Source organism: Pseudoalteromonas sp. MB47, from assembly GCF_011319765.1.
GTDB lineage: Bacteria > Pseudomonadota > Gammaproteobacteria > Enterobacterales > Alteromonadaceae > Pseudoalteromonas > Pseudoalteromonas simplex.
The window spans coordinates 142,478-162,232 of sequence record NZ_VFBD01000020.1 but is presented as its reverse complement, the minus strand read 5'-3'; the positions used below and the strand labels follow the sequence as shown (position 1 = coordinate 162,232).

Here is a 19,755-nt window from a genome sequence, read left to right as displayed (position 1 = left end):
CAGCCGCAACGTATTTTAAAAACTATCATGTTGCGGCCTCTTTATACCCACTGGGGAGGAGTGCCTCATGCACCAAGTACCTTTATTTATCAACGGCGAATTTACCCAATCAAGTTCATCGCAGCTGATTGATGTTATCAATCCTGCAAACCAAGAAGTGTTAGCCCAAGTTCCGTGTGCAACGGATGCTGAAATGGATGCAGCCATTGCCTCTGCAAAAGAAACATTTAAAACATGGAAAGAAGTGCCAATTTCTGAGCGTGCGCGCATTATGATGAAATACGCAGCACTACTAAAAGAAAACCATGATGAGCTTGCGACGATTATTTGTCATGAGCTGGGTAAAACATTTGAAGATGCCAAAGGCGATGTTTGGCGTGGTATTGAAGTGGTTGAGCAAGCAGCCAATGCACCATCTCTGATGATGGGCGAAACAATGGAAAACGTAGCGCGTAAAATCGATACTTACTCTTACATGCAACCACTAGGTGTATGTGCGGGTATTACGCCATTTAATTTCCCTGCGATGATCCCATTATGGATGTTCCCACTAGCTATTGTGTGTGGTAACACCTTTATTCTGAAACCATCAGAGCAAGATCCACTAACACCGATGCGTTTAGCTGAACTATTTGTTGAAGCGGGCGCGCCAAAAGGGGTGTTACAAGTTGTTCACGGTACAAAACCACAAGTTGACCGTTTATTAGAAGACCCAGCAGTACGTGCTATTTCATTTGTTGGTTCGTGTGGTGTAGGTGAATACATCTATTCAAAAGGCACAGCAAACCTTAAACGCGTACAAGCTTGTGTAGGTGCAAAAAACCACATGGTTATTATGCCAGATGCCAGTAAATCGCATGTTGTAAATAACTTAGTCGGTGCGTCTGTAGGTGCTGCGGGTCAGCGCTGTATGGGTATTTCGGTTGCTGTGTTTGTTGGTCAAGCAAAAGACTGGGTTGACGAAATTAAAGCAGGCTTTGAAAACGTGCGCCCAGGTGTATGGGATGATGCCAACGCGGCTTACGGCCCACAAACATCAAAAGCAGCTAAAGACCGTATTTTATCTCTTATCGCAAGTGGTAAAGAGCAAGGTGCAACGTGCTTAATTGATGGCTCTGACTTTACTGTTGAAGGTTACGAGCAAGGTAACTGGGTTGGTCCAACGCTATTTACTGATGTAACCACCGAGATGGATTTATACAAAGAAGAGATCTTTGGTCCTGTATTGGCTTGTATGTTCGTAGATACTCTTGAAGAGGCGATTGAGCTTATCAATAACTCGCCTTACGGTAACGGTACTTCGTTATTCACATCAAGCGGCGCTGCTGCACGTAAATTCCAACATGAAATCGAAGTAGGTCAAGTTGGTATCAACGTGCCAATTCCTGTGCCACTCCCGTTTTTCTCTTTCACAGGTTGGAAAGGCTCATTCTACGGTGATCAACACACCTATGGTAAGCAAGGTATTCGTTTTTACACAGAAACGAAAACAATTACTTCACGTTGGTTCGAGGATGATATCGCCTCAGGTCCGAACATGAGTATCAACCTTAAATAAGCCGTAATTAATTTACTGCTGAGCGAGCACATGCTCGCTCAAAGAACACACATTTAAACGACAACAATCGTTATTCACACAAGAATAAGACAACAAAATAGAGGTCTACTATGGACTTTAATTTAACCGAAGATCAGCAAGCATTTGCTGAAACAGCCCGTCAGTTTGCAGAGTCTGAACTTGCTCCACATGCAGCTAAGTGGGACCAAGAACACATTTTCCCTAAAGACACCATTAAAGCAGCCGGTGAGCTTGGCTTTTGTGGTTTATATACCCCTGAAGAAGCGGGCGGCTTAGGTTTATCTCGCCTAGATTCAAGCATTATCTTTGAGCAGCTTGCCATGGGTTGTACAGCAACGACCGCTATGTTGACCATTCATAATATGGCAACCTGGATGATTGCAAGCTTTGGTACTGAGGACGTTAAAGCCAAGTACTGCGAACAACTAGTGATGGGTGAGTTACTTGCTTCTTACTGTTTAACAGAGCCTGGCTCTGGCTCTGATGCAGCATCGCTAAAAACCAAAGCGGTTAAAGAGGGCGATGAGTATGTGATCTCAGGCTCTAAAATGTTTATTTCGGGTGCCGGTGAAACTGATTTACTCGTTGTTATGGCGCGCACTGGTGGTGAAGGCGCTGCCGGTATTTCGGCATTTGTTGTGCCAGCTGACGCAGTAGGTATCGAATACGGTAAAGCTGAAGAAAAAATGGGCTGGAATGCACAGCCAACACGTTTAATTAGTTTTGAAGGTGTCAGAATTCCTGCGGCTAACTTACTAGGCCAAGAAGGCGAAGGCTTTAAGTTTGCAATGCAAGGCCTAGATGGTGGCCGAATTAATATTGCTACCTGTTCATTAGGTACAGCACAAGCAGCTCTTAATACTGCGCGCGAATACCTAAAAGAACGTGAGCAATTTGGTAAGCCATTAGCTGCTTTCCAAGCACTGCAATTTAAGATTGCCGATATGAACACCGAGCTTGTTGCTGCTCGTCAAATGGTACGCTTAGCCGCATTTAAACTAGATACCGGTGACAGTGAAAAAACCACTTACTGTGCGATGGCAAAACGTATTGCTACAGATGTTGGTTTTAAAGTATGTGACGACGCACTACAAATTCATGGTGGTTACGGTTACATCAAAGAATACCCATTGGAGCGTCATTTCAGAGACGTCCGTGTGCATCAAATTCTTGAAGGCACAAACGAAATCATGCGTGTGATTATCGCACGACGTATCTTAGCTGAGTCAGCTGGCGACATTCTATAAGGAGCAACCTATGTCTAATCCATCGATTGATTTAAATATTGAAGGTAACGTAGCGGTTTTAACCATGAATAACCCGCCAGCGAATACCTGGACACAAGATACATTAACCGCACTTAAAGACACTGTAACTGAGCTAAATGCTAACAAAAATGTCTATGCATTAGTGATCACAGGTCAAGGTGAAAAGTTCTTTAGCGCAGGTGCCGATCTGAACATATTTGCCAGTGGTGATAAAGGCGTTGCTGCCACTATGTCAAAAGTGTTTGGTGATGCATTTGAAGCACTAACCAATTTCCGTGGTGTATCAATTGCGGCAATTAATGGTTATGCCATGGGTGGTGGTCTTGAAGTGGCCCTTGCTTGTGATATTCGTATAGCTGAAGAGCAAGCTCAAATGGCACTTCCTGAAGCGAAAGTTGGCTTACTGCCTTGTGCTGGCGGTACGCAAAACCTTGCATGGCTTGTTGGTGAAGGCTGGGCAAAACGCATGATCTTATGTGGCGAGCGCCTAAAAGCAGACAAAGCTCGCGAAATTGGCCTTGTTGAAGAAGTGGTTGGTGCTGGCGAAAGTTTAGCTGCAGCAATGAAACTTGCTAACCAAGTTGGCGAGCAAAGCCCAGTTGCTGTGACTGCATGTAAAGAACTTATTCAAAAAGGTCGCACCCAACCTATGGCCCATGCATTGCCATTAGAGCGTGAGTTATTTGTACAATTGTTTGATACGAAAGACCAAAAAGAAGGCGTGAATGCGTTCTTAGAAAAGCGTAAAGCAAATTGGGTAAATGGCTAATGACTAACGTAACACTACTAAATCATCAAGATGCGCCTGTGGTGTTTGAAACTGCAGAGGCCGAGAGCGGCCTCATTGCAATTGCGACACTCAATGCGCCTAAGTCGTTAAATGCCTTAAATTACGACATGATCCAATTGCTTGAGCCTCAGCTTAGAAAATGGGCTGACGATGATGCAGTTGCCATGGTCATTCTAAAAGGGGCTGGCGAAAAAGCATTTTGTGCCGGTGGCGATGTAGTAAGCCTGCATAAAGCAATGAGCACAGCAGAGCCTGCTAACTACATTGAAGACTTTTTTACCCTTGAGTACAAATTAGACTATCTAATTCACTGCTATGAAAAGCCAATATTACTTTGGGGTAATGGCATTGTTATGGGGGGCGGCCTTGGCTTAATGGCTGGGGCAAGTCACCGAGTGGTAACAGAAACATCGCGTATTGCAATGCCTGAGCTAACCATTGGTTTATACCCTGATGTGGGCGGCAGTTATTTCTTACATAAAATGCCTGAGCAAGTGGGTCTATTCTTAGGGTTAACTGCGGCGTCTATCAATGCTGAAGATGCCTTGTTTGTTAATCTTGCTGATCACTATGCAACAGCAGATAAATATGACGCTATTTTAACGGCTATCACCGCTGAAAAGTGGGGCAAAACAGCCTCATTAAACCACGAAAAGCTAACTAACATTTTAATCTCTATTGATAATATTTCAGGCCGTGTTCCTAAAGGCAATGTAAAAGATAACTTAGCGGTTATTCAAAAGCTGGCTGAGTTTGATTCATTGCAGGGGAAAATTGACTACATTCAAGCTTTACAAACTGAAGACAAATGGCTTACTCGTGCGCAAAAGTCATTAGCGCATGGTTGTCCGCTTAGTTGTGCGCTGGTAGAACGTCAATTAGCTAATTCAAAAGAGATGACGTTAGCAGATTGCTTCAAAATGGAGTTAGGCATGTCGGTTCGTTGTGGCGAAGTAGGCGAGTTCCAAGAAGGCGTTCGTGCGCTACTAATCGACAAAGACGGTGCACCTAACTGGCAGTTTAAATCGATTAGCGATATCGACGAAACAGTTGTAGATAGCTTCTTTACAGCACGCTGGGATGAGCAATCTCACCCACTTAACTCATTAACGTCATCTTAAGTCCAAGGGGTAAGCAAATGGCTAAATTAACAATAGGATTTATTGGTTTAGGCAACATGGGTGGCCCAATGGCGGCAAACCTTGTCAATGCAGGTCATACAGTTCGTGTATTTGACTTAAATAAAGCGGCGGTCAGTGAGCTTGCCGATAAAGGTGCAATTGCTGCTACCGATGCAGCTGAGTGTGCTATTGGCGCTGATATTTTTATCAGTATGCTACCAGCAAGCAAACACGTTAAGTCGCTTTACTTAGGCGAAACCGGTCTTATCAACTTACTTGATAGCAAAACTTTAGTGATTGACTGCTCAACCATTGATGCAGAATCAGCGCGTCAAGTGGGTAGTGAACTTGCTCAAAAAGGCATTGATTTTGTTGATGCACCGGTATCAGGTGGTGTTGCTGGTGCAACAGCGGGTACTTTAACCTTTATCGTCGGTGGTGAGCAAAGCCACTTTGAAAAAGCCAAACTGGCTTTAGTGGATATGGGTAAAAATATTTTCCATGCTGGTGATATTGGTGCAGGCCAAGTCGCAAAAATCTGTAACAACATGCTGCTGAGCATTTTAATGGCAGGGACTAGCGAAGCACTACAAATGGGCATAAATAACGGGCTCGATCCAAAAGTGTTAAGTGACATCATGACTGCAAGCTCTGGTCGTAACTGGACACTTGAGCTTTACAACCCATGCCCTGGTGTAATGGAAACAGCACCAGCAAGTAATGATTATAAACCGGGCTTTATGGTTGATTTAATGGCGAAAGACTTAGGTCTTGCTATGGAAGCGGCTCAGCAAAGTAATTCATCTACCCCAATGGGGTCAATGGCGAAGAATCTATACACTATGCTCCAGCATCAAGGTGCGGGTAGTGATGATTTTAGTGCTATTTTTAAATTATTCTCGAAGTAGGAGATTGTTGTGGAAATTAAAAACAACAACATCGTAATTACCGGTGGTGCGCAAGGTTTAGGCTTTGCTATGGCCGAGAAATTTGCATCCCTTGGCGCGAACATCGCCCTTATCGATATGCAACAAGATGTACTAGATACTGCAGTATCAGCGCTTGCCAAGCATGGCACAAAAGTCATGGCGTATGCTGCTAATGTTACAGATGAAGACGCTGTGGTAGCAACGTTTAACACTATCAACAAAGACTTTGGCCATATCGGCGTGTTAATTAATAACGCAGGTATCTTACGCGATGGTATGTTTATCAAAGCAAAAGAAGGCAAAGTGGTAGATAAAATGTCGCTGGCTCAATTTCAATCTGTGATTGATGTGAACCTAACTGGTGTATTCTTAGCAGGACGTGAAGCTGCGAGTCACATGATTGAGTCTGGCAAAGGCGGCGTTATCGTTAATATGTCGAGTGTTGCTCGTGCAGGTAATATTGGCCAAACAAACTATGCTGCGTCTAAAGCCGGTGTTGTTGCGATGACAACGGGTTGGGCGAAAGAATTAGGTCGCTTTGGTATCCGTGTTGGTGCAATCGCACCAGGTGTTATTCGCACAGCAATGACAGATGCAATGAAACCAGAAGCAAAACAACGCATGATGGCGGTAACGCCAGTGGGTCGTTTTGGTGAAGCAGATGAAATTGCTCAAACAGCACAATACATTGTAGAGAACGACTTTTTTACAGGTCGTGTTGTTGAAATTGATGGCGGTATCCGCCTTTAGTTTTAAATGGTAACCCTTTACCCATTGAAAGTACCAAAACGGTAAGCCTAGCTTGCCGTTTTTTTATTTTTAAAGTATTTTAAATTCATAATAATAAGGAGATTTGTTATGAACACTGATGGCATTACAGTATCAATGAGCAAGGGAATTAAAGCCAACTTCAAACTGGGTGAACATTTAATTGAATACTGGGGTTCTGCTTACTCAGGTAAAGAAGTTCTGAAAGTAGACGGTGAATTAATAGCAGAATCATGTAACTTTAAAACAAAATCTGTTCATAAATTTAATATTGATGGTAAAACCTGCCAATTAACAGTTTCAGTGACTTTATTCAGGAAGTTTTCTTCTACCATCACATTAGAGTGTGAGGGGGAGCTAGTTCACAGTTATCAACTCACATATGGTAAAACCCGACAAATTGCTTGGTATTTAAAAGCAATCCCATTTTTATTTGCAGGGGTTTTAGGCTGGTGTTTTGCCGCTGATATTCTTACCTTAATAGAGTTGGTTATCTTTGGTTGCTTAACCTTCGCAGTATCAGAACTGGTTATGAAAGATCAAGGCTGGATCATAGAAGAGCAAAAGCCTTGTAATTAACTGCCTAGCATTCAATAATTAAGCGGTTAAAAGCCGCTTAACTTTGAGAGATGCAGTGAATCCCAAACAAATCCGCAATTTTTATATCAATGAAGAGCAGTCTGTTTATTTGCTGTCTCACCATGATGCTAAAAAGCACCGTCAATGGCTTAACATTTGTATTAAACAGCTTACTTTGCTTGGTTACAGTGACGTTGAATTAATTGGCTCTGGTGCATTTGGATTTGTTTTTGCCGGTGTTGATGATGAAGACCTACCTTGGGTATTTAAGTTTTCTCGGATAACCCTAGCGCAAAGTGTACGTGACCGTTTAGAAGACGAAGCGTACATGCTCTCGCAAGTTAATAATCCATTGGTGCCAAAATTTTATGCCTTTGAGCGTATTAAAAAGCAAGGCATTTTAATGATGGAGCGCGCTCTAGGTGAAGATTTAGAAAAAATATCCATCAAACAGGGGCGTTTCAGCGCAGCAAAAGTTATGGCGCTGGCTCTTAGGCTACGTAATGTGCTTTTAGATTTACGTGAACATAAAAATGGCTTAAGCCCACAGCCAATTGTGCATGGCGATATTAAACCTTCAAACATTGTTTATGACGAACAAACCAATAAGTTGTCTTTGGTAGATTGGGGCAGCTCCGTTTATGCACAAATAGATGCTGAAGGTAATCCGGTTGCCAGCAATTTTATGGATCTTATGTCTGCTGATATCAGCACCACTAATGCACGTATGGGTGATGTGTATTTTATTGGTGATGAGCAAATGTCAGGCGGGCAGTCATCGCCACGTTTTGATGAACAAGGTGTTGCCTCAACTCTTTATGCACTGGCCTCTGCACAATCTTGTAGGTTCGGTGCGGCGGTTATTCCGGCTACAAGCCTGAATTTACCTATGGAGCTTGCCCGGGTTATTGACGGTATGCTTTCAAAAGATAAGGCAACCAGAGATGGCGCTGGTGATTATTTTATGCGAAACATGCCTACAATGGCCAAAGCTTACTTACCTGAGCTGCCCCGTAAAGCTATTCGCCCTTATATTCCTTATTGGTTTAGTGAGTTTGATGAGCACCCAGACACGGTTGTTTATAGCTCACGTAAGCAATTTTTAAGACAAGCCGACCATAATCAACAATTACTTGATGTAAACGATGCTCAGCTCGACAGATACTACAAAGAGTTTTTATTTGATACCGGCGACACCGAAAAAGCATTTTTGGCCTCAATAAGCCGATTAGCAAAATACCCAGTAGTAGGGGGCTTGAGTTTTCATTGGAAAGAAAACTCACTGTTTGTTGAGTCTTCCCTTATTTTGCATGATGAAACACTTGGCACTGCGTTTACCGATGCGATTAACAACACGGTGATGTTAGCACAGGGGATTGAACAAAAAGGTCTCTTTAAATGTTGTTTGTTTGATGCGCGTAAAACCATTCAGCTCGAGCGTGATGGCACCGGTGCGTTTAAATTTGAACATTTACCTGAGCTTGATTACGAAGTAATGGATGTGCAAGCCTCAGACGTAACCAGGCCACACTCTTACTTTGAAGATGGTAAAGACCCTGATGAGCAATTACAGCTCCCGAAAAAGGTCATAAAGTGCGTATTTGAACTTAACCAAATTCACCACACAGGTTGTATCATTTTCGAAGCCTTACCTGATAGGATGAAAATACATCATTACTATCGTCTGCTGGATGCCAGTAAAGAACCTGAATTTAAACGTTTATTAAGTAAGCTCATGCAATATGCAGTCAATATTACCGATGTTGGTGTGGCAGGCTTTATGAAGCTACCTTACAAAAATACCCGTGAATTTGATTTGTGCACTAAACAGCCCGATGAGTTTTATCCGCGAGACCCAAAAAGAGCTGAATGCTAAAAGCTGACTAAATTAAAGCAGTAAGGAGAATAACAAACATGGACTACACCCCAAATTATAAAAATTATTCATTAGATGAGCTATTAGATGCTCAAAAATATATTGATAAAGATAGCTTCCCACAAAGAGCACAAGAGTTAGAATTAGAGATAGCAAATAAAATAAAAGACCCAGAAATAAAAGCAGAGTTTGAAGAGCTAGAAACGAGTAAAAGGTATGCTACTTTTTGGCCTCGTTTTTGGGCCGCGATTATTGATGGTTTAATATTTACAGCATTACTTTATATTGAATGCTTACTCTTTGGCGTTGAATACTCTAACCAAAACATGGTTTTACAAGCCGTTAATGGCGTTCAGTATATTGGCTACGTTGTTTTTATGCATGGGTTTTATGGCCAAACTCTTGGTAAGATGGTAATGGATGTTAAAGTCCTCGATCATGACACTGAAACAGACATTAATCTTAAACAATCGGTTCGCCGAGAATCTGTAAATATTGCTATTAACTCATCTTGGATACTACTACTTTTATCTATTTCAATATCGTTACAACAACTCGGTAGCATACATGAGTTTTTAACTTATTTAATTATGGGTTTGAGTTCTTTAGCTACAGTATGGGCATTGTCAGAATTTATAACCATGCTGTTTAATGAAAAGCGTCGTGCAATACATGACTTCATAGGTAAAACGGTTGTTGTTAGGTTGTAATAAGGAGCGCGACTATGTCAATCCCAATAAAAATACCTGAATTACCAAATGATATTGGCGATGTTAAGGTAGCAAATGTTCATGTAGATGTTGGCGATATTGTTTTAGTTAATTCCCCCCTCTTTGATATAGAAACAGATAAAACAATATTAGAAATTCAAGCGTCTGAAGCAGGTGAAATTAGTGAATTTAAGGTTAAAGCTGGGGATTATGTTACTGCTAACCAAGTAGTTGGGATGATGTTACCTGATGAAAACGCTGAAATTAGATTTGTTCACTCTACACCGAAGGAAAATGCTACTTCTAAAGTAAACACCTCAGATAAAAAGAGTAAGAACCATCAAGTTCAACATTATTGGCTGCTAGTTCTTTTTTTTGTGGCTATTGTAGGTATTATTTATACAAGTTTGTAACTGAGAAGATGATGTTATTTGGCTTTTAACAGGTGTATTTAAAGCTAAACAATGACCAAATGATAATTAATGGAATCTTTATTTTAAAGAGAACTCTGAGTTAATAAGTAAAACCTTAAAATGAAAAATTCAATAACCTGCTAAATAGCAGGTTATTAAAGGGGCAGCCTTACTTATGCTCTTCAATGATCTCAGTGATCCCTTCAGCCGAGAGTATTTCTATCCAATAGCCATCAGGGTCTTTAATAAAAGCTAGGCCTTTCATAGAGCCATCATCTGGTTTTTTGAGAAACTCAACATCGTATTTTGCAAAACGCTCGCATGCTGCGTACACATCTGGCACGCTTATACCGATATGACCAAAGCCTTTTGGTTCATCATTACCACTATGGTAACCAGCAAAACTGTCATCATTTTCTGTGCCCCAATTATGTGTAAGCTCGATAAGAGCAGGGCGGCGAAATACCCACTGTGCTTTTTCTTTATCGCTGCCTGTTGGCATGTCTTGCTCATAACCTAAGAAGTACAGCGTAAACTCCATTTTAGGGAAGTCATATTTACCAAGTAACTTCATACCTAAAACATTTTGATAGAAATCTAAAGAAGGTTTTGGATCTTTAATGCGCAACATTGTCTGTTGCATTACATAACCTTGCGTAGCGGTTGCGATTTGTTCAGTTGATTCGTTGTAGTTAGACATACACATCCTTTTTAGCTGATATTTCTGGTAATGTAATTAGTCTAACATATTCACGTTACCCATAAATTAATAACAAATATTTTTGATGTGCTAAGACAAATCTTCAGTTCTTAATTAGCTAACCCAAATAAAAAACCGCCAAACAGGCGGCTTATTTCATCTTATAGCTCAAAGCTTAAAAATCAATTACCCCAAGGGTTACTCGCACTTGAACGCTGTTTACGAGCTCGAGCAAGTTGTTTTGCTTCTTTTTTAGCGTGGATGCGTTTGGCGTCAATAAAACTTAACTCACACGGTTCACCTGGTTTTTGATCAGCAGGGATCACACGATCGCGTGGCGGTAATTCGTAGTTTACATTGTCTGGGCGTGGTAAGTTTTTTAGACGATACAAATAAAAGTTCTCGACTTTTTCTTGAGCCCATTGGGTTTTACGTAAAAACTTAACCGTAGATTTAACATCTGGATTATTCTTAAAGCAGTTCAAACGCATATAGGCGTGGAGTAATTCCCAGCCATATTGTTCGACAAGCTCTGTGACGACTTGCTCGATACCAACACCTTGTAGCGGGTTATTGCTGAAAATTTCTTTATTACTCATATCATGCTCTTGTTTATTGTTTACGTAATTAGTTAATTATAATTTGAAAGATCTAATTTAGATACCGCTTATCAATTTGATATACGAACCATTTTAAAAGTTTACATGTTTACCTTATATGGGTAATCTATGCGCTTGAATTGGCATGAGGCTAATTTATTAAATTGATTAAGGAATCTATAAATGGGACTTTTTGATAAGATCAAAACACAAGCTAATACAATTGGAACAAATATTAGTGAATCAACCTCTAAACTAACCAGTGATATCTCTACTGCGTCGAAAGAAAAATCAAAGCTTTCAGCGATTAATTCTGAAATTACTTCAATTAACGGGCAACTAAATATTGCTTACCAAGACATTGGTAAAAAGTATGTATCTAATTTAGTCGATAATAAGGGTGAAAATGTTGAAGCTGTTCTAAAAGATACACTCGACAGAATAGAGCCTCTTTTAGAGAAAAAAATAGAGCTTGAGAAAGAAGCAGTAGAAATTGAGAAAAAATTAAAAGATCAGATAATTCTACAAGAAAAAGCAATTTTTCAACGTGAGTTTGATGAAGAAAAAGAAAAGCTAGAGAAAGCTGTGAAACTGGATGTATTAACAGAAAAAGAGATGCAGGATAAATTAGCTAGAGCTCAGCTTAAATTGGATAATTTTGATAATATTCGTAAAGTTAAAAAACAGTACGATATGCAATTAATTTCAAAGGAAGAACTAAACGAAAAGCTTGCGGCGTTTGGTGTTTAAATTCTTTTTTTTAAAAAGGCTCTAAGGTGTTTAGAGCCTTTAAATCTATTACTTACAATTAACTAATACACGGCCGCGTATTTCACCTTTTAATAGGGCTTCTGCATTTGCAACGGCGTCAGAAAGCGGGACTTCTTGTGAAATAGTATCTAGGTACTGCGCCTCAACTAACTCACTTAAACGTTGCCATGCTTCAATTCGGTCAGCTTTAGGGCGCATTACACTATCAATACCCATTAGGCTAATGCCACGAAGGATAAACGGCGCTACCGTTGCCGGAAAGTCCATACCTTGTGCTAAACCACAGGCTGTTACAACACCACCGTATTTAATCGATGCACACACATTTGCAAGGGTGTGGCTACCCACAGAATCAATTGCACCAGCGAATTGCTCTTTTGCCAGTGGTTTACCAGGTGCTGAGAATTCATCGCGAGATAAAACACGTTTTGCGCCTAATTTTTCAAGGTGATCTGCTTCGTTCATGCGGCCTGTTGTGGCAACAACATCAAAGCCAAGCTTATTAAGTAAATAGATAGCAAAACTGCCCACGCCGCCATTAGCACCGGTAACAAGAATTTCGCCACTTTGGGGTGTGATACCTTGTTTTTCTAAAGCGATGATACTCAGCATTGCGGTATACCCCGCAGTACCAATTTGCATTGCTTGTTTTGGTGTTAAATTAGCGGGAAGGGGGATAATCCAATCTGCACTCATAGACGCTTTTGAACTCAAACCACCTAGGTATTTTTCCCCAACACCAAAGCCATTTAACAGAACTTTATCACCTACTTTAAATTCATCACTTTTAGAGTCAGTCACTGTGCCTGCAAGGTCAATACCTGGGATCATTGGAAATGTTCTTACCACAGGGCCTTTACCTGTAATCGCTAAAGCATCTTTGTAATTCAAAGTACTGTAGTCAACATCAATATTTACATCGTGCTGGTGGATGCTCTCTACAGGAAAGTCTGTGTATTCGGCACGATAGCCTTGATCATCTTTGTTGATAACTACCGATTTTACTGATGTTGTCATGTTGACTCCTTTTAGACCGATCGTCTTTTAATGGTTAAAATAAAACCGTATTAAAACGGCTTTATAAAATTAAGCGTAAAAATTGTGCTGTATAAAGGGTAAGCGGTTCACTTGATTTATCAAGTTTAGAGCGCATCACTGCGCCTTCCCAGCCAATCCAGAAGAACTCAGCAAGCATTTTACAATCTGATGATTGAGGTATTTGTTTTTGCTGCTTTGCGTCTATCAAGCAGTGTTCAATTAGAGCTTGCCAGCTGGTGTAAGCCTGCTTAATACGTGCAATCATTGCTTCATTAAGGTAGCTGAGCTCTTGGTTTAAATTACCAATTAAGCAGCCGCGATTAAACTCAAACTTTGCCATGCCTTGTTTAGCGTCATTAGCAAACAGCACAATCCTTTCAAGAGGGGTTGTTGCATCGTTTGCTAGGTGGCGTTTTAACTTTGCCTGAAAATAGCTGTCGTAAGCATCAATGAGTGCCAAGCCGAAATCATTTTTACTTTTAAAGTAATGATAAAAAGATCCCTTAGGTACTTGCGCTGATTTTAAGATTAAATCAATGCCGGTTGCGCTAAAGCCTTTTTCAGTTAATACGGCTAACCCTGTATTAATTAGTAGGGCACGCGTATCTGCATTTGAACGCGCTATTTTTGGTGGCCTGCCGCGACGGCTCGGCACAGAGTTATTTGTTTCCATGAGCACCATATTAGACCGATCGGTTTTTAATATGCAAGTAATAAATAGACTAAATTGTAATCATCACAAATTTGTCATGATTACAATTTAATTGGGAACTTTGTCGAAATAGGCTAGGTCACAAATATTGAAGCTAAAAGAGCTGTATCGTTTTTAGCTGAATTTAAGTGTATTAATAGATGGTTTTAGTTAAAGAGGTACGACCACCTAGTCATTTAAAATGTTAATTCATTTGAGCATCAGCACGTTAGTTATTGTCAATTTATTTAATTGCTTTTTGCTATTTGAATTTAACAGTTTTATTAACTATTCATTAAATGTAGATGTCAATTTCGCTACATATCTATAAATATAAAGGTGAGGATATTACCTATGAAGAGACAGAAAAGAGATCGTTTAGAAAGAGCTCATTCTCAAGGTTATAAAGCAGGCTTGGCAGGCCGTTCCAAAGAACAATGCCCTTATCAACAAATAGACCCTAAATCAGAATGGTTAGGCGGCTGGCGAGAAGCCATTGAAAACCGAAATATGTTTAAAACTTAAAATAGGCACCTTATTTACGCAAAAAAGCCCCACTTCGGGGCTTTTTTGTATCTACACATTCATATTAGAATGCAGATGTATCTTGGAAAAGACCTACTTTAAGATCTTTTGCTTCATAGATTACGCGGCCATCTACTTCTACAGTACCATCAGCCATACCCATGAATAATTTACGTTTAATAACACGCTTCATGTCTAAGCGATAAGTTACTTTTTTAGCTGTCGGTAAGATTTGACCTGTGAATTTAACTTCACCTACACCAAGTGCACGACCAAGACCTGGACCACCAGACCAACCAAGGAAGAAACCTACTAATTGCCACATAGCATCAAGACCAAGACAACCAGGCATTACTGGGTCACCTTTAAAGTGACAGTCGAAGAACCAAAGATCAGGGTTGATATCTAGTTCTGCAACGATTTGGCCTTTACCGTGCTCACCACCATCAGCAGTGATAGAGATAATGCGGTCCATCATTAACATGTTGTCACTTGGTAAACGACAGTTGCCTTCACCGAACATTTCACCTTGACCGCAAAGGACCAATTCTTCTTTTGTATAGCTGTTTTTAGGTTCCATAACTCTCATTCATCGCTTAGAAATTGCCCCGTACTTTAGCGTACACTTGTACGCTAAACAACTCGGAGCAGTTAATTATTTGCTATTTTTCGCTTGTTTTATGACCATTTAATTAAACTGTCGCTGATAAAGGGAGATAAAACCGCGCATTGTGAAGTAAAAATCATTATAATTGCTGTGATTCTTTAACCAGTCTAAAGGAAATTTATGATCCTTTTTGTAAACTCACTGACAGTGATTGATTTTTCTTACTTGTGTAATAAACGCGGCGCAGTTGGCGAGAGCTGGATTGTGGATTTAACTCTGCACGGTCAATTAAATGATGAGTCGATGGTGCTTGATTTTGGCTTAGTTAAAAAGCAAATCAAGGGCATTATTGATAACTGTATCGACCATAAACTTGCTGTGCCTGCCACACTAAACGGTTCACTAACACAGCATGCTGAGCACAGCGTGCTAGATTGTCATTTTGGTGATAATTATCACTTAGCTATGAGCGCTCCTAACCAAGCATATTGTTTAATCGATGCTGATGTTATTGATGAAAAGTCGGTAACCGAGTTTTTAATTAAAACAATTATGCCTGAGCTACCTAGCAACATTGAAAAGATTGAACTTAATTTATACCCAGAGCATAGCCAAAGTTTTTATTATCATTACAGCCATGGTCTTAAAAAGCACGATGGTAATTGTCAGCGTATTATTCATGGCCATCGCTCACAAATTGGTATTAGCCTTGATGGTATGGCTATGCCTCGCTTACAAAAAGAGTGGGCAGATAAATGGGAAGACATTTATCTAGCAACAGCTGAAGATGAAATCAATAAATCAGACCTTAAGCATGTAACTGCACAAGAGAACGATGTGTGCTTTGCTTACACATCACAGCAGGGCTATTTTGAAATGGCGATAGACAAATCACGCTGCGACATTTTACCTTGTGATACTACGGTTGAGTGCATTGCAGACTACTTAAGTTCACAAGTTAAAAACCAATACCCTGATTCAGAAGTTAAAATTACAGCTTACGAAGGGGTTGCTAAGGGGTCAATCAGTTATGCGTAAAGGATTACTAATAGCTGCATTTGCAGGATTGTTTTCTTTTACTGCAAGTGCTGTCGAATTAAAAGGACATTTAACTCAAGGCGGTTTAGTAACAGGCCAAATTGATGGCGCTAAAAGTGTTAGCTTCAATGGTGAGCCTCTTAAGCTTTCAACAAATGGTGAGTTTGTGTTTGGCTTTGGTCGTGATGCGAAGACAAATCATAGCCTTTCTTGGGTTGATAGTGCTGGTGTAAGCCACGAACAATCAATTGTGATCACTAAGCGTGATTACAAAATTGATAAAATCACCGGTGTAGCAAAAAAATATGTTTCGCCACCTAAAGAAGTGTCTGAGCGTATTAGCCGTGAAGCTGTTGCCGTACGTAAAGCGAGGCAAGTCAATTCTGACTTACGGTACTTTTTAGATCCTGTTTATAAGCCGGCAACGGGGCGGATTTCGGGTGTTTATGGTAGCCAGCGTTACTTTAATGGTGAACCTCGCCGCCCGCACTTTGGTTTAGACATTGCCAATAAAACAGGTAGCCCAGTGTATGCACCAGTAAGCGGCACAGTTGTTTTTGCTGATGCTGACTTATATTACTCTGGTGGAACCTTGATTCTTGACCATGGCCATGGTGTTACCTCTACTTATATTCATTTAAGCAAATTAGATGTAAAAGTAGGGGACGAAATTAAGCGTGGCGATAAAATTGCCGAGATCGGTGCGACCGGCCGCGTAACTGGCCCTCATTTAGACTGGCGTTTTAATTGGAAAAATGAACGCCTTGACCCTGCGCTAATGATGCAAGACACATTAGCTAATAAAAAGTAGAGACTATGACACAACCAATCGATCGTGACGCTATTATTGCAAAGCGTATTGCTGACTCAACAACGTCGGTAACAAAAACTGTTTTTCCTGGCCGCACCAATCACCACAATACTTTATTTGGCGGTGATGCGTTGGCTTGGATGGATGAGGTCGCGTTTATCGCTGCTACACGTTTTTGTCGTAAGCCACTTGTAACTATTTCGTCTGACCGTGTAGATTTTAAAGAAGCCATTCCAGCTGGTACATTTGCAGAGCTAATTTCTAAAGTGGTGCATGTAGGAAACACCAGCCTTAAAGTAGACGTTGAAATCTTTTTAGAAACAATGCACAAAGACGATAAGCATTTAGCTATTTCTGGTAGTTTCACGTTTGTAGCTGTTGATGATAATCACAGGCCAACACCGGTTGTTTGCGATAAAATGATCAACGGTTTCGAATAAAGCACGGCTATACCAATTCGCAATAAAACTTAATTAAGCGAATTGGTATTAAACTTAAAAAATAAGTACCTGCGGGTATTTATTTTTACACACAAAAGAACACATCATACTAAATTTTGTTTAAATATTATCTCAGCAAAGATTAAGAAATAGGACTATAAGTAATCAGAGGAGGGTGGCTATGCGTTTACTAATTCTGGTTCTTTATGGCGTTCTTTTATTTTTAGCTTTTAATCAATTAGATTCTTATATGCTGGATTTAATCGCAGCGCTAAGAGGTCAGTTAATTTTAGTTAGCTTTTTACCTGTAGGGTTATGCTATTTTTACAGTAAAAAGATGGCATCAAGCTTACTAGTTTTAAGTACAATTTTGACTTTAGTGCACTTTAAACCTTACTCATCTAATCAGAGGGAGGTCGGTGATATTAAGGTTACACAAATAAACCTACAATATAGTAACCCTAACTTACAACAGATTATCTATAACCAAATGATAGAAGAGAAAAATGATATCCTGGTGTTATTAGAATTTAATGATACACAGCGTCATGTTCTTGATAATCTCAACACAGAATATCATTTGTTTGGTTATGCTGAAGTTGAAGGCGCGCCTTTTGGTATAATCGTTATCTCAAAACTTCCGATTATCCAAAAACAAATTAAACGTTTTGATAAGCCAAAACTAGGCTATGTAAAACTTAGTTTTTTGCATAATAACATTATGTTAAATAGCCTTGTTTTTCATCCTCCATCACCAAGAGGTAGAACTCTATGGACGCAACGCAACTCTGTTTTAAGTAAAGTGCAAAACGAAATTAAAACTTTAGGAGGGAATTGGTTAATTGCAGGGGATTTTAACACGGTTCCATGGTCGCGCTATTTTATTGAAGCTGATAATAATTGCTTTGATCGTAGTGGATTTTATGTAACTTGGCCTTCTAAAATTCAATTTAATGGCTTACCAGTTTTAGGTCTTCCTATTGACCATTGCATTGCAAGTGAGAAAATTATGCTAACTAATATTAATACTAGTTTCGTTAAAGGTAGCGACCACAGGTCGCTTACCTATGAAGTTAAACTATCTAAACAGTGAAGTTGTCTTAATTTACTATTTTCTATCAATATCTCTACTAACATACTTAATTCAAAATTATCCCAAGGCTTTGCCGTAATCATTGTTGCGACTTTATCTTTGACTGCATGCTTAGATGCTTCCATCTCTGCATAGCCAGTTAATAACATACGCGAACTGTAAGGTTTTACTGCCTTAATTTTCTCAAGTACAGCTAAACCACTCAAAGAAGGCATTAATAGATCACAAATTACCAGGTCAAGCGCATTTTGTTTCGCATATTCAATAGCTGCATAGGGATCACTGTAACAAACTACAGAATAGTTACTAATTAGCAGTCGTTTTAATGAGCGCAAAATTGCCTCATCATCATCAATTATTAATACAGTTTCTTTCATTAGCTTGCACCCAACAAGTGTTTTAGATCATAAAGAACATGTTTAAAATTTCGCTTATGAGGAAATAGCCAAAATGCCTTATTTGAATAGGATAGTGCTTTCGAGTAATTACCTAATTCTCTATAAAACTCACCATAACACTCACTTAAACGTGCTTTTATTTTCTTTAATTCTCCTTTTGTAACCCCGTATTGATTCCTGCGTATAATTTCAACCATTGCGGCTAATCGATTTTCTCTATTAGCAGTTATTGAGTTTGCTCGCATCAAGTAGTGCATTGCGCACAAAGAGCTGTAAGCTACATCACCTTGCTTAGCTATTTTTAACCAACAATCCAGATCTGTTGCGCTTGTTAATTTGTGATCAAATCCGCCTACGTCAATCAAAGCGGCACGTTTAACCATTACAGATGAAGTGCCAACAATGTTAGTTGTTATCATTTGACTTATTGGATTTTTCAGCAAATGAAATTCTGTGTTTGTTCTATTGCTGTCGAATTCAGGCCAGTAGTCAAAACAGCTGATTATGTCTTCATTTTTTTCATTAAAGTGCATGTAGTCTGTAAAACTTAGTACGCACTCTGGATGCTCGTTATGAAAGGCTAACTGTTTAGCTAGTTTATCTTTTGACCAGTAATCGTCTGCATCTAAAAATGCAACATACTCTGAATTTGCTTGTGTGATGGCCAAGTTTCTTGCTGCCACGACACCTTTCCTATTTTGCGTAAATAAACGTACTTCTTTATTTGTTTTAGCGAGTTGTTGTAAGTAGTCTATGCTTCCGTCAGTAGACCCATCATCAACAATAATAATTTCAAAATTAACATCATTTTGTTGGTAAATACTGTTTATGCATGTCTCTAAATACTTGAGACAATTGTAATTAGGGATGATTACACTAACTTGAGTAGACATAAGATTACTCCAAAAACTTAAACATATTATTCTTGTAGTACGCAATTTAGAAGCCACTTTTATTAGCTCGATATTGGCTATAATTCTATGATTTTTCTTTTTGTGCGTTGCATTTTGC

At 39.7% G+C, this 19,755-nt stretch carries 23 protein-coding genes; 16 read left to right on the top strand and 7 right to left on the bottom strand.

The window, feature by feature from the left end:
• Positions 1–67: 67 nt before the first annotated feature.
• The 10 genes from IMPJCBKJ_RS10350 (at position 68) to IMPJCBKJ_RS10305 (ending at position 10,033) form a co-directional block, all read left to right on the top strand.
• A complete protein-coding gene (locus tag IMPJCBKJ_RS10350) occupies positions 68–1,558 on the top strand; it encodes a CoA-acylating methylmalonate-semialdehyde dehydrogenase (RefSeq protein ID WP_055197193.1) in 1,491 nt (496 codons plus the stop codon).
• 110 nt (positions 1,559–1,668) lie between these two features.
• Positions 1,669–2,826, top strand: coding sequence for an acyl-CoA dehydrogenase family protein (locus IMPJCBKJ_RS10345; protein WP_166340169.1), 1,158 nt, complete (start codon positions 1,669–1,671; stop codon positions 2,824–2,826).
• 10 nt (positions 2,827–2,836) lie between these two features.
• Positions 2,837–3,616 carry an enoyl-CoA hydratase gene (locus IMPJCBKJ_RS10340; protein WP_166340167.1) on the top strand — a complete coding sequence of 260 codons (780 nt, stop codon included), beginning with the start codon at positions 2,837–2,839 and terminating at the stop codon, positions 3,614–3,616.
• The gene (locus IMPJCBKJ_RS10335) at positions 3,616–4,758 is read left to right on the top strand and encodes an enoyl-CoA hydratase/isomerase family protein (protein ID WP_166340165.1); all 1,143 of its coding nucleotides are present in this window, start codon (positions 3,616–3,618) and stop codon (positions 4,756–4,758) included. Before IMPJCBKJ_RS10340 ends, IMPJCBKJ_RS10335 begins: the two co-directional genes overlap by 1 nt.
• 17 nt (positions 4,759–4,775) lie before the next feature.
• Positions 4,776–5,666 (top strand): 3-hydroxyisobutyrate dehydrogenase, encoded by an 891-nt coding sequence (gene mmsB, locus IMPJCBKJ_RS10330; RefSeq protein ID WP_138557510.1) that lies wholly within the window; start codon positions 4,776–4,778, stop codon positions 5,664–5,666.
• A gap of 9 nt (positions 5,667–5,675) precedes the next feature.
• Positions 5,676–6,437 (top strand): SDR family oxidoreductase, encoded by a 762-nt coding sequence (locus tag IMPJCBKJ_RS10325; RefSeq protein ID WP_054553810.1) that lies wholly within the window; start codon positions 5,676–5,678, stop codon positions 6,435–6,437.
• A gap of 108 nt (positions 6,438–6,545) precedes the next feature.
• A complete protein-coding gene (locus tag IMPJCBKJ_RS10320; protein WP_166340163.1) occupies positions 6,546–7,034 on the top strand; it encodes a hypothetical protein in 489 nt (162 codons plus the stop codon).
• A gap of 55 nt (positions 7,035–7,089) precedes the next feature.
• The gene (locus tag IMPJCBKJ_RS10315) at positions 7,090–8,910 is read left to right on the top strand and encodes a phosphotransferase (protein WP_166340161.1); all 1,821 of its coding nucleotides are present in this window, start codon (positions 7,090–7,092) and stop codon (positions 8,908–8,910) included.
• Between the two features lie 38 nt (positions 8,911–8,948).
• On the top strand, positions 8,949–9,620 hold the full coding sequence (locus tag IMPJCBKJ_RS10310; RefSeq protein ID WP_166340159.1) for an RDD family protein: 672 nt from the start codon (positions 8,949–8,951) through the stop codon (positions 9,618–9,620).
• A 14-nt stretch (positions 9,621–9,634) separates the two neighbouring features.
• Positions 9,635–10,033 (top strand): biotin/lipoyl-containing protein, encoded by a 399-nt coding sequence (locus IMPJCBKJ_RS10305; protein WP_054553813.1) that lies wholly within the window; start codon positions 9,635–9,637, stop codon positions 10,031–10,033.
• 169 nt (positions 10,034–10,202) lie between these two features.
• On the opposite strand, the gene gloA is transcribed toward IMPJCBKJ_RS10305, so the two are convergent.
• On the bottom strand, positions 10,203–10,733 hold the full coding sequence (gene gloA, locus IMPJCBKJ_RS10300; protein ID WP_166340157.1) for a lactoylglutathione lyase: 531 nt from the start codon (positions 10,731–10,733) through the stop codon (positions 10,203–10,205).
• A 182-nt stretch (positions 10,734–10,915) separates the two neighbouring features.
• On the bottom strand, positions 10,916–11,332 hold the full coding sequence (locus IMPJCBKJ_RS10295; RefSeq protein WP_138617722.1) for a VF530 family DNA-binding protein: 417 nt from the start codon (positions 11,330–11,332) through the stop codon (positions 10,916–10,918).
• A 183-nt stretch (positions 11,333–11,515) separates the two neighbouring features.
• On the opposite strand from IMPJCBKJ_RS10295, the gene IMPJCBKJ_RS10290 reads away from it, so the two are divergent.
• Positions 11,516–12,082, top strand: a complete 567-nt coding sequence (locus IMPJCBKJ_RS10290; protein ID WP_054553816.1) for a hypothetical protein — start codon at positions 11,516–11,518, stop codon at positions 12,080–12,082.
• A 48-nt stretch (positions 12,083–12,130) separates the two neighbouring features.
• On the opposite strand, the gene IMPJCBKJ_RS10285 is transcribed toward IMPJCBKJ_RS10290, so the two are convergent.
• Together IMPJCBKJ_RS10285 and IMPJCBKJ_RS10280 are read right to left on the bottom strand one after the other, a co-directional pair.
• Positions 12,131–13,120 (bottom strand): MDR family oxidoreductase, encoded by a 990-nt coding sequence (locus tag IMPJCBKJ_RS10285; RefSeq protein ID WP_166340155.1) that lies wholly within the window; start codon positions 13,118–13,120, stop codon positions 12,131–12,133.
• A gap of 61 nt (positions 13,121–13,181) precedes the next feature.
• On the bottom strand, positions 13,182–13,814 hold the full coding sequence (locus IMPJCBKJ_RS10280) for a TetR/AcrR family transcriptional regulator (RefSeq protein ID WP_054553818.1): 633 nt from the start codon (positions 13,812–13,814) through the stop codon (positions 13,182–13,184).
• A 372-nt stretch (positions 13,815–14,186) separates the two neighbouring features.
• Between IMPJCBKJ_RS10280 and rmf the strand changes: the two genes are divergently transcribed.
• Entirely contained in the window at positions 14,187–14,357 is a 171-nt protein-coding gene (gene rmf, locus IMPJCBKJ_RS10275) for a ribosome modulation factor (RefSeq protein ID WP_036968408.1), read from the top strand.
• Between the two features lie 64 nt (positions 14,358–14,421).
• Here the strand turns inward: rmf and fabA are convergent, their stop codons facing one another.
• Positions 14,422–14,937, bottom strand: coding sequence for a bifunctional 3-hydroxydecanoyl-ACP dehydratase/trans-2-decenoyl-ACP isomerase (gene fabA, locus IMPJCBKJ_RS10270; RefSeq protein WP_054553819.1), 516 nt, complete (start codon positions 14,935–14,937; stop codon positions 14,422–14,424).
• 207 nt (positions 14,938–15,144) lie between these two features.
• Between fabA and IMPJCBKJ_RS10265 the strand changes: the two genes are divergently transcribed.
• The 4 genes from IMPJCBKJ_RS10265 (at position 15,145) to IMPJCBKJ_RS10250 (ending at position 18,346) form a co-directional block, all read left to right on the top strand.
• On the top strand, positions 15,145–16,002 hold the full coding sequence (locus IMPJCBKJ_RS10265; RefSeq protein WP_166340153.1) for a 6-carboxytetrahydropterin synthase: 858 nt from the start codon (positions 15,145–15,147) through the stop codon (positions 16,000–16,002).
• Positions 15,995–16,813 (top strand): M23 family metallopeptidase, encoded by an 819-nt coding sequence (locus tag IMPJCBKJ_RS10260; protein ID WP_166340151.1) that lies wholly within the window; start codon positions 15,995–15,997, stop codon positions 16,811–16,813. The genes IMPJCBKJ_RS10265 and IMPJCBKJ_RS10260 overlap by 8 nt, the downstream gene beginning before the upstream one ends.
• A gap of 5 nt (positions 16,814–16,818) precedes the next feature.
• A complete protein-coding gene (locus tag IMPJCBKJ_RS10255) occupies positions 16,819–17,253 on the top strand; it encodes an acyl-CoA thioesterase (RefSeq protein ID WP_138602233.1) in 435 nt (144 codons plus the stop codon).
• A 181-nt stretch (positions 17,254–17,434) separates the two neighbouring features.
• Positions 17,435–18,346 carry an endonuclease/exonuclease/phosphatase family protein gene (locus IMPJCBKJ_RS10250; RefSeq protein WP_166340149.1) on the top strand — a complete coding sequence of 304 codons (912 nt, stop codon included), beginning with the start codon at positions 17,435–17,437 and terminating at the stop codon, positions 18,344–18,346.
• Here the strand turns inward: IMPJCBKJ_RS10250 and IMPJCBKJ_RS10245 are convergent.
• Both IMPJCBKJ_RS10245 and IMPJCBKJ_RS10240 read right to left on the bottom strand, forming a co-directional pair.
• The gene (locus tag IMPJCBKJ_RS10245; RefSeq protein WP_054553824.1) at positions 18,319–18,723 is read right to left on the bottom strand and encodes a response regulator; all 405 of its coding nucleotides are present in this window, start codon (positions 18,721–18,723) and stop codon (positions 18,319–18,321) included. The two genes, IMPJCBKJ_RS10250 and IMPJCBKJ_RS10245, sit on opposite strands and share 28 nt — an antisense overlap.
• The gene (locus IMPJCBKJ_RS10240; RefSeq protein WP_138617714.1) at positions 18,723–19,637 is read right to left on the bottom strand and encodes a glycosyltransferase family A protein; all 915 of its coding nucleotides are present in this window, start codon (positions 19,635–19,637) and stop codon (positions 18,723–18,725) included. Before IMPJCBKJ_RS10240 ends, IMPJCBKJ_RS10245 begins: the two co-directional genes overlap by 1 nt.
• Between the last annotated feature and the right edge of the window lie 118 nt (positions 19,638–19,755).

Coding starts and splice junctions, on each gene's coding strand:
- IMPJCBKJ_RS10260 (WP_166340151.1), top strand. CDS start 15,995: ATGCGTAAAGGATTACTAATAGCTGCATTTGCAGGATTGTTTTCTTTT.
- IMPJCBKJ_RS10245 (WP_054553824.1), bottom strand. CDS start 18,723: ATGAAAGAAACTGTATTAATAATTGATGATGATGAGGCAATTTTGCGC.
- IMPJCBKJ_RS10340 (WP_166340167.1), top strand. CDS start 2,837: ATGTCTAATCCATCGATTGATTTAAATATTGAAGGTAACGTAGCGGTT.
- IMPJCBKJ_RS10305 (WP_054553813.1), top strand. CDS start 9,635: ATGTCAATCCCAATAAAAATACCTGAATTACCAAATGATATTGGCGAT.
- IMPJCBKJ_RS10320 (WP_166340163.1), top strand. CDS start 6,546: ATGAACACTGATGGCATTACAGTATCAATGAGCAAGGGAATTAAAGCC.
- IMPJCBKJ_RS10310 (WP_166340159.1), top strand. CDS start 8,949: ATGGACTACACCCCAAATTATAAAAATTATTCATTAGATGAGCTATTA.
- IMPJCBKJ_RS10285 (WP_166340155.1), bottom strand. CDS start 13,120: ATGACAACATCAGTAAAATCGGTAGTTATCAACAAAGATGATCAAGGC.
- fabA (WP_054553819.1), bottom strand. CDS start 14,937: ATGGAACCTAAAAACAGCTATACAAAAGAAGAATTGGTCCTTTGCGGT.
- IMPJCBKJ_RS10250 (WP_166340149.1), top strand. CDS start 17,435: ATGCGTTTACTAATTCTGGTTCTTTATGGCGTTCTTTTATTTTTAGCT.
- IMPJCBKJ_RS10265 (WP_166340153.1), top strand. CDS start 15,145: ATGATCCTTTTTGTAAACTCACTGACAGTGATTGATTTTTCTTACTTG.
- IMPJCBKJ_RS10345 (WP_166340169.1), top strand. CDS start 1,669: ATGGACTTTAATTTAACCGAAGATCAGCAAGCATTTGCTGAAACAGCC.
- gloA (WP_166340157.1), bottom strand. CDS start 10,733: ATGTCTAACTACAACGAATCAACTGAACAAATCGCAACCGCTACGCAA.
- IMPJCBKJ_RS10335 (WP_166340165.1), top strand. CDS start 3,616: ATGACTAACGTAACACTACTAAATCATCAAGATGCGCCTGTGGTGTTT.
- IMPJCBKJ_RS10240 (WP_138617714.1), bottom strand. CDS start 19,637: ATGTCTACTCAAGTTAGTGTAATCATCCCTAATTACAATTGTCTCAAG.
- IMPJCBKJ_RS10290 (WP_054553816.1), top strand. CDS start 11,516: ATGGGACTTTTTGATAAGATCAAAACACAAGCTAATACAATTGGAACA.
- mmsB (WP_138557510.1), top strand. CDS start 4,776: ATGGCTAAATTAACAATAGGATTTATTGGTTTAGGCAACATGGGTGGC.
- IMPJCBKJ_RS10295 (WP_138617722.1), bottom strand. CDS start 11,332: ATGAGTAATAAAGAAATTTTCAGCAATAACCCGCTACAAGGTGTTGGT.
- IMPJCBKJ_RS10255 (WP_138602233.1), top strand. CDS start 16,819: ATGACACAACCAATCGATCGTGACGCTATTATTGCAAAGCGTATTGCT.
- IMPJCBKJ_RS10280 (WP_054553818.1), bottom strand. CDS start 13,814: ATGGAAACAAATAACTCTGTGCCGAGCCGTCGCGGCAGGCCACCAAAA.
- rmf (WP_036968408.1), top strand. CDS start 14,187: ATGAAGAGACAGAAAAGAGATCGTTTAGAAAGAGCTCATTCTCAAGGT.
- IMPJCBKJ_RS10350 (WP_055197193.1), top strand. CDS start 68: ATGCACCAAGTACCTTTATTTATCAACGGCGAATTTACCCAATCAAGT.